The sequence below is a fragment of the Achromobacter sp. genome, assembly GCF_036567245.1.
Lineage (GTDB): Bacteria > Pseudomonadota > Gammaproteobacteria > Burkholderiales > Burkholderiaceae_B > Achromobacter.
Genome location: NZ_DATCUY010000501.1, coordinates 1 through 8425, shown reverse-complemented (window position 1 = coordinate 8425; position 8425 = coordinate 1). Strand labels below are relative to the sequence as shown.

Sequence of the window (8425 nt, the reverse complement as noted above, 5' to 3'; positions counted from 1 at the left end):
GGGTTGCAGCGCGGGCGCGCCGCCACCCAGCGAGGGGCGCGCGGTGGACAGCGTGAGTTTGACGTTGTTCCAGTCTTCGCCGGTGTTCTGGCGGATGACGCCGAAGTAGCCCAGGTCCACGCTGCGGTCCGCCGGGCGCAGGCGCGCGTCGTAGGCAGGGGTCCAGCGGGCGCCGGCCACGGCGTAGGAGACGTTCAGGTCCAGCTTGCCGGCGCGCGCCAGGTTCACGCGCAAGGTGACGGTCTTGGTGCGGCGGTTGAGCGAGTTCTGCAATTGGCCCAGCTGGTTTTGCAATGCGCTCAGTTCGCGCTCCAGCGTCTCCTTCTGCTCGGCGACCCGCCGCAGCCCGGCCAGCGCACGCGCCAGCGAATCCGCGCTCAGCGACTGGATCGCCTTCAGTTCGTCCAGCGTCAGGCGCGCGCCATCCTTGGAGGGCTCGGTGGCGCCGCGCTGCATCATCAGCACCAGCTCGCGCTGGTTGTCCAGCACCGCGGCCTCATCGTCCAGCACCGCCTGCTGGCCTTGCAGCTTGCGCACTTGCTCTTCCAGCTGCTTGACGCGCTCGTTGGCGGTGTCGACCTGATAGGCGTCACGCACCTTCACGTCCAGCAGCGTGGCCTGGCCGGTGCTCTTGGCCGAGACCTGCAAGGAATTTTCCTGCAGGCTGGCGGGCAGCTTCTCCAGCACCAGTTCATGCTCGCCGGCGGCCAGCTCGCTGCTGGCGGCTCGCGTCACGACGGCGCGGTCCTGGTAGACGGTCACGGAACCGATGGAAGAGGCCAGCCCGGCGGCAGCGGCCAGGCCGGGGATCGTCGCGATGGCCAAGGCCAGAAGGGTACGTCGCACTATTTCACCTTTAGACAGGTTGGAATCGCGCGGCGCCGTGCCCATCGACAGGGACGGACCGCCGCGCGCGCCAAATTTACATTGCGGCCCGGATGCGGGTTTTACAGAAGATGACAAACGCGACAGGGCGATACGGTGGCGCCGCCTACGGGTGGGCAAGCTCGCGCAACATGGCGACGGCATTGGCGGCCGCGGTCGATCGGTCATGGCGGCGGTAGGCCATGTCCAGCAGCGCATGCGGCGCGTCGCCCTTGATAGGCCGGTACTCGATGCCTTGCGCGCCCATGTGCCGCATGGCGGCGGGCACGATGGAAATGCCCACGCCGGCCGCGACCAGGCTGACGATGGATGCCATTTGCGGCGCTTCCTGGATGACCCGCGGCGCGAAGCCGGCGCGCAGGCAGGCCGACATGATCGCGTCGTACAGGCCGGCGCCTATGGGGCGCGGATATAGCACGAAGTCTTCGTCCGCCAGCGCCGCGATGGGCACGCTGCGCTTGCGGCTGAGCGCATGGTCGGGGGGCAGGGCCACCAGCATGGGTTCGTCCAGCACGCGTTCGGACTCGAACTCCGGATCCAGCACGTAGGGCGGTCGCACGAAGGCCACGTCGACCTCGCCGGCGCGCAGGCCGCGCAGCAGTGTGGCCGTGTTGCTTTCCGTGAGCGTGACGCGCACGTCGGGGTAGCGGTCCCGGTATGCGCGGATTGCCTGCGGCAGGTAGGGATGGAATACGGCGGAGGCCGTGAATCCCACGGTGATCGCGCCGCGTTCCCCGCGCCCCAGGCGGCGGGCCGTGTCGATGGCGCGGTCGGCGCTGGCGAGGATGGCGCGTGCGTCTTCAAGGAACTGGGTGCCGGCCTCCGTCAATGCGATGCCCCGCGGCAGGCGCAGAAAGAGCGGGGTGCCGATCTCGCGTTCCAGTTGCTGGATCTGCTGGCTCAGGGGCGGCTGGCCTATGCCCAGCCTGGCCGCGGCGCGCGTGAAGTGCAGTTCTTCGGCGACGGCGGTGAAGTATCGCAGGTGGCGCAGTTCCATCATTATTAAATATGGCTGAAGTTGGTTTCATATATTGGACATATGGAGGGGAAAAGTCTACCTTGGTTGCGTGGGCTGCATGCCCGCTGCTTTCGAGAATTCCGATGTCTTCCCCCTTGGCCAGTCCCTCATCCCCAACCGCCGCGTCCGCTCCGGCGGCGCCTGTCTCCACGTCTTCCGATCACCTTGTCCGCGGCACGCCCGGGTTGCGGCGCGCCCAATGGGCCTTGTTCGCAGCCGGCTTTTCCACGTTTTCGCTGCTGTATTGCGTGCAACCGCTGATGCCGCTGTTTACCCACGCGTTCGGCGTATCGGCCGCCCAAAGCAGTCTGGTGCTGTCGCTATGCACCGGCTTTCTGGCGGTGGCCATCTTTTTCGTAGGCCTGTTCTCCCAAGCCGTGCCGCGCAAGCGCGCCATGGCGCTATCGCTGTTCGCGTCCGCCGTGCTGGGCACCATTGCCGCGGCGGCGCCAGACTGGCACAGCCTGCTGGCGCTGCGCGCGCTGCAAGGCCTGGCCATGGGCGGGGTGCCGGCGCTGGCCATGGCCTATCTGGCCGAAGAGGTCGAGCCCGGCACCCTGGGTTTCGCCATGGGCCTGTACATCGGCGGCAGCGCCTTCGGCGGCTTGTCCGGCCGCGTCATCACCGGCCTGGTGTCGGATCATTTCGGCTGGCGCGCCGCGCTGGCCACGCTGGGCCTCCTGGGCATCGTGGCGGCGGTACTGTTCGTCTGGCTCCTGCCCGCGTCGCGTCGCTTTGCGCCGCAGCGGGGCCGGGGTTGGGCCGGCGTGTGGGGCGATATGCGCGTCGGCGCCGCCTCGCATCTGAAGAACGGGCCCCTGTGCGGGTTGTTCGCGCTGGGCGGCCTGCTGATGGGCGCCTTCGTCACGGTCTACAACTACGTGGGATTCCGCCTGCTGCTGCCGCCGTTTTCGCTGAGCCAGACCTTTATCGGCTCCATTTTCGTGGTTTACCTGGTCGGGATCTTCGCGTCGACCTGGTTCGGCCGTCTGGCCGACCGTCATGGCCGCGGCGCGATGCTGTCGGCCGCCACCGGCATGGCTTTGGCTGGCCTGCTGTTGACCCTGTCCAACTGGCTGCCGCTGCTGATAGCCGGGATCATGGTTTTCACCTTTGGCTTTTTCGCGGCCCATGCGGTCGCCAGCGGTTGGGTCGGACAGATGGCGCGTGGCTACAAGGCGCTGGCCGCTTCACTCTATCTGCTGGTGTACTACATCGGCTCCAGTGTGCTCGGCTCATTGGGTGGCCACTTCTGGACCACGGGACGGTGGCCCGGCGTGGCGGCGATGGCGGGCGGGCTGCTGGCCTTGGCGTTGGCTATCAGTGCCAGCCTTTACTGGCGCACGGGCCGCGCATCGGCCTGTGCCGCAGTGGGGGCAATACCTCGTAATGACAACATCTAAAAGCTAGTAATTCTCATTTATAATTAGCGGCCCGCCCATAGAGCGGCATCCCCAACCAGATCCGAGGGCCGCGATGAATCCTATCTCCCCCGACAGCCAGAACCTGCAGCGCGAGCATGCCGCGCTGCTGGCCGCCTACGGCCAGGCGCAAGCGCATTGCAGCCGTCTGCTGGCGGCGCAGGCGGCGCGCATTCTGTATCTGGAGAGCGAGGCCATGCGCTTGCGCGCGGCCGTCATCCTGCGCGACACCGCGCTGGCCTGGGCGCGTGAAGACCGCAAGGCGCTGGAGACCTCCATTCCCGGCTTGCCACGGCGGGTGGCGCTCGCCCGCAGCGTGGCCCAGTTGATGGAACGGGTGCAGACCCTGATGCGCGAGCGCCTGGCCTGGCAGGGGCGGGCGGGCGCCGCCGCGCGCGAACTGGAAACGCTCACCGAGCCGCCCGCTTGGCGGCCTGCGCCTTCCACGGTCGTGCTGCATGAAAAAGCGGTGCTATGCGTGGGCGAGGATGCCGTCGCCCTGGCGCTGACCCGCAAGATGGTCGAACTGGCCGGCGGACGCTATCTCGGCCATGACGGCAGCGCGGATACCGACGGCAATACGCTGGAAGCCAGCCTGGTCGCCGCGGACCTGGTGATCTGCCAGACCGGTTGCGTGAGCCACGGCGCTTACTGGCGTGTCAAGGACCATTGCACCCGCACCGGCAAGCAATGCGTGCTGGTCGACAAGCCCGAGGCCTTGCAGGCGCTGCGGCTGGAACGCGAACCGCTGAAGACGGGCGGCTGAACCCGCCGGCGCCGCCTGGCGACCCGTAGCGTCGGGTTACGTAGCGTTTCGGCTGCGCGGCCGCTCCCGCAATACAGTCGGGGGCAAAGGGGCCGACATGCTGACCAAGCGAGACCAAGTGGCGCTACCCTGGACGGACACGCTTGCCCGCCTGGAGGACGAGCGCATCATGTTGCAGCGCATAGCCGCCGGCATGCCCCTGGCCGAGGTTCTGGAACATGTGCTGCATGCCATCGAGGCGCAATCCAGCTTGGACCTGCGCACCGCCATCGCGCTGGTGGACGAGTCCGGCGGCTTCCTGCTGCACGGTGCCGCACCCAGCCTGCCGAAGGCATATAACGCGGCGGTCCACAGGGCGGTCATCGGCCCCGGCTCGGCGTCATGGGGCGAGGCGGCCTACACCGGCAGTCCGGTCTACGTGGAAGATATCGCCTTGAATCCGGGCTGGGAACGCTGGCGGGACCTGGCCCTGGCACACGGTTTGCGGGCCTGCTGGTCCACGCCGATCAAGGCGCCCGACGGGCGCCTGCTGGGTGTTTTCTCCAACTACTACGGCGTTGCGCGCTCACCCTCGGCCCACGATATCGATGCGATCGCGCTGGTCACGCGCAGCGCCGCCCTGGCGATAGAACGTCATCTGACGGAACTGGCGTTGCGCCAGAGCGGCGAACGTTGGCGCGCCATGTTCGCCGGCATGCAGGAGGCGTTCTTTCTCAGCGAGGCGTTGCGCGACGACGCTGGCCGCATCGTCGATTTCCGCTTCCTGGAAGTGAACCCCGCATTCGAGCGGCAGACAGGCATGAAGGAGGGCGACACTCTGGGCCATACGTTGCGAGAGATGATTCCCGGCGTGCCAGGGCAGATCATGGACACGTTCGCCCAGGTGGTGGATAGCGGCGAACCGACGCAGTTCGAATTCATGGTGCCCGCACCGAAGGAAGCCTGGTACGAGGCCCGCGCGCGCAAGGATGGACCCGGAAGGATGATGGCGCTGTTCCTGGACGTGACGGCGCGCAAGAGGGCGGAAGCCGAACTGTGGGAAGGACAGCACCGCAAGAACTACCTGGCCGCGCTCGGTGACCGCATGCGCGAGCTGCATTGCCAGGAGGATATCGAGCGGGCCGCCTGCGAAGGCTTGTGCCAGCATCTGGCGCTGGCCCAGGTTGCGGTGCTGGATGGGGAAGGCGAGGGCCAGGGGCCTGTCATCTCCTCATCGTGGCCCCCTGGCGCAGAGCTGCTGGGTCAGCCGCCGCACCCGCTCGATGCCTTGGGTGACGACTACCATGCGGCGTTACGCCAGGGACGCACGACCTACCTGGCACCGCTGCTGGGAGAAGCCGGCGGCGAGATCCGTCCCTGGGCCATCGTGGCGCCGCTGCGGCGCTGGGGCAGGCAGAGGGGCGCCGTGCTGGCCTGTCCCTCGTCGGGTAGTCGCCTCAAGGGCAGCGATATCGCGTTTATCGAGGATGTGGCGGAACGCATGTGCGGCGCCGTCGAGCGGTCGCAGTACGCGCGCACCCTGGAGCAGCGTGTCGAGGATGCAATCGCCGAGCGGGACCGGATCTGGCGCCTGTCTCCGGAATTGCTGGCGGTGGTCGACCGGCAAGGGCGCTTCGTCAGCGTCAATCCCGCGGTACGCGTCATCCTGGGCTGGACGCCGGAACAGTTCATGTCGATGGAACTACCCGAACTGGTCCATTCCGACGATCTGGCCGCAACCCTGGGGGCCTGGAGTTGGGCCTCGGTGGACATGGGCCCCAGGCCCGCCGCCAGGCACCTGGAAAACCGCATGCTCAAGCGTGACGGCAGCTATTGCTGGATAACCTGGAGCATGTCCTGGGCCCAGGACAGCCTTTACGTGGCGGGGCGCGACGACAGCGACCTGAAGCTGCAAGCGGAAGCCTTGCGCGATACCGAGAATGCCTTGCGCCAGTCGCAGAAGATGGAAGCGGTGGGGCGCCTGACCGGTGGCATCGCCCACGACTTCAACAACATGCTGCAAGGGATTTCCGGCGCGCTGTACCTGGTGCAGCGCAAGATCACGGCGGGCGCGCCCGAGCAGGCCTTGCGTTTCGTTGATGTCGCCATGGATTCGGCCAACCGGGCGGCTCATCTGACGCAGCGGCTGCTGACCTTTTCGCGGCGCCAGCCCATCGACCCCAAGCCGTTCTGCGTGGCCTCCGCGCTGCAATCCATGGTTGCCCTGTTCCACCGCTACACCGCCGAACGCGTGGCGCTGCGGCTGGACCTGCGGCAGGAATTGTGGACGGTCTGCTGCGACAAGAACCAGTTCGAGAACGCCATGCTGAATCTGGTGATCAACGCCTGCGATGCCATGCCCAACGGCGGCACGTTGACGGTTGCCGCACGCAATGTGGAACCGGGCGATCCCCAGCTATTGCAGTCCGTCGGCGCGCATTCGGGACGGTTCGTGGAAGTCGCCGTGACGGACGTAGGCTGCGGCATGCCGCCGGACGTGCTGGCACACGCTTTCGATCCGTTTTTCACCACCAAGCCCATGGGCCAGGGCACTGGCCTGGGCCTGTCCATGATCTATGGCTTCGCCAAGCAGGCGGGCGGCGCGGCCGGCCTGGAGAGCACGGTGGACGTAGGCACCACGGTCAGGCTGTTCCTGCCGCGCCACGATGGCGCGCCCGAAAGCGTGCAGAACGGCGAACGCCCGGCAGTGGCGGCTGCTGGCGCGGCGCGCAAGGAAGTCGTGCTGGTGGTGGAGGACGACGCGAACGTTCGCGAGATGGTATGCGAATGCCTGGCCGAACTCGGCCTGGATGTGCTGGCCGCGGCTGACGGCGAGGCCGGGCTTGAGCTGTTGCAGTCCGCGCGCGGCATCGACCTTCTGGTGACCGACGTCGGACTGCCCGGGCTCAATGGCCGGCAATTGGCGGACGCCGCCCGCGTGACGCGTCCCGGCCTGCGCGTATTGCTGATGACGGGGTACGCCGAAAGCGCGGCGCGCGGCCAGGGCTTTCTGGGACAGGGGCTGGAACTGATCGTGAAGCCCTTTCGGCTGGACAAGCTGTCCGAGCGCGTGCAGGGCATGCTGGACAGCGCGCCGGGCGGCGGCAGCCAGGGCGTCTAGCGCTTGTCCGCTCCATGGCGCGCCTTGCGCGGGCCTAATGGCGGCGGCGCAATTCCGCAGGCGGCATGCGCAGTTGGCCGCGATACTTCGATACCGTGCGTCGCGCCAGCAGGATGCCGTTCGCGGCCAATTGCTGGGTCAGCGCAACGTCGGACAGCGGCATGGCCGGATCCTCGGCCTCGACCATTTCCTTGATCAGGGCGCGTACCGCCGTGGCGGAGCAGGAGCCGCCGGTATCGGTGGCCAGTTCGCGTGAAAAGAAGTGACGGAATTCGAAGACGCCGCGCGGCGTCACCATGTACTTGCCGACGGTTGCGCGCGATACCGTGGACTCATGCATATCCAGGTCGTCGGCCACTTCGCGCAGCATCAGAGGCCGCAAGGCAACGTCGCCGTATTCGAAGAAGGTCTGCTGGCGTTTGACGATGGCTTCGGCGACGCGCTGGATGGTGACATAGCGCTGTTCGACGTTGCGCACCAGCCAGCGGGCTTCCTGGAGCTCTTGCGCCATGGGGCTGCGGTCGTCCAGGCGGGCGCGCCGGAACAGTTCGGCATAGGTCTGGTGCAGCCGGGCCTGGGGCATGGCGTTGCGGTTGGGCAGCACGCGCCAGCGCGATTGCCACTTGTCGACGAACACGTCGGGCACGACGTAGACAGGCGCTTCGGCGCTGTAGCGGCCGCCCGGCTTGGGGTCCAGGCTGCGGATCAGCGCGCAGGCCTCGCGCAACGCGTCCTCGGAGCAGCCCAACTGTTGGCGCAGGCCGGTGCAATCGTTGCGCGCGAGCCGGTCGAGCTGCTCGCGCACGATGCGCAAGGCCAGAGCCCGCAACTCGTCGCCGATGCCGGCGGCCGCCGCCAATTGCAGTGACAGGCATTCGCACAGGTTGCGCGCGGCCAGTCCTGGAGCGTCCAGCTGCTGGACCAGACGCAGCGCAGTCATCCATTCGCCCTCTTCGGGGACGGTGTCGGCGTCGCGCTGCGCGTCGCCCCACAGGCTTGCCAGCGGCACGCGCAGGTAGCCGTCATCGTCAAGCGCATCGATGATGAACTCCGTCAACAAGCGGTCGCGTGGCGCCAGTTGATAGTTGCCCAGTTCCAGCGACAGGCGCTGGCTCATTGAAAGCGTCGAAGCGGCCCAAAGCCCTTGGTCGCGTTCCTGGCCGTCGCCCTGGCCGCGCGTCGGATAGTCGCCGGAGTAGGCGGGCGCGTCAGGCAGGGGCGGCTCGGCCTGCGGC

Annotated in this window: 6 protein-coding genes; 3 read left to right on the top strand and 3 right to left on the bottom strand. The window is 67.5% G+C overall.

Annotation, left to right across the window (positions count from 1 at the left end; translation table 11 throughout):
* Positions 1-846, bottom strand: an 846-nt coding sequence (locus VIR09_RS21285; RefSeq protein ID WP_332014654.1) for a mucoidy inhibitor MuiA family protein, incomplete at its 3' end; no start/stop codon positions are given.
* Positions 847-991: 145 nt separating this feature from the next.
* On the bottom strand, positions 992-1882 hold the full coding sequence (locus VIR09_RS21280) for a LysR family transcriptional regulator (RefSeq protein WP_332014655.1): 891 nt from the start codon (positions 1880-1882) through the stop codon (positions 992-994).
* Positions 1883-1986: 104 nt separating this feature from the next.
* Between VIR09_RS21280 and VIR09_RS21275 the strand changes: the two genes are divergently transcribed.
* The 3 genes from VIR09_RS21275 (at position 1987) to VIR09_RS21265 (ending at position 7190) form a co-directional block, all read left to right on the top strand.
* Positions 1987-3306, top strand: coding sequence for an MFS transporter (locus tag VIR09_RS21275; RefSeq protein WP_332014653.1), 1320 nt, complete (start codon positions 1987-1989; stop codon positions 3304-3306).
* A gap of 73 nt (positions 3307-3379) precedes the next feature.
* The gene (locus VIR09_RS21270; RefSeq protein WP_332014652.1) at positions 3380-4090 is read left to right on the top strand and encodes a DUF2325 domain-containing protein; all 711 of its coding nucleotides are present in this window, start codon (positions 3380-3382) and stop codon (positions 4088-4090) included.
* A gap of 97 nt (positions 4091-4187) precedes the next feature.
* A complete protein-coding gene (locus tag VIR09_RS21265; protein ID WP_332014651.1) occupies positions 4188-7190 on the top strand; it encodes a GAF domain-containing protein in 3003 nt (1000 codons plus the stop codon).
* A gap of 34 nt (positions 7191-7224) precedes the next feature.
* On the opposite strand, the gene rpoN is transcribed toward VIR09_RS21265, so the two are convergent.
* On the bottom strand, positions 7225-8425 hold a 1201-nt coding region (rpoN, locus tag VIR09_RS21260; protein ID WP_332014650.1), incomplete at its 5' end, for an RNA polymerase factor sigma-54.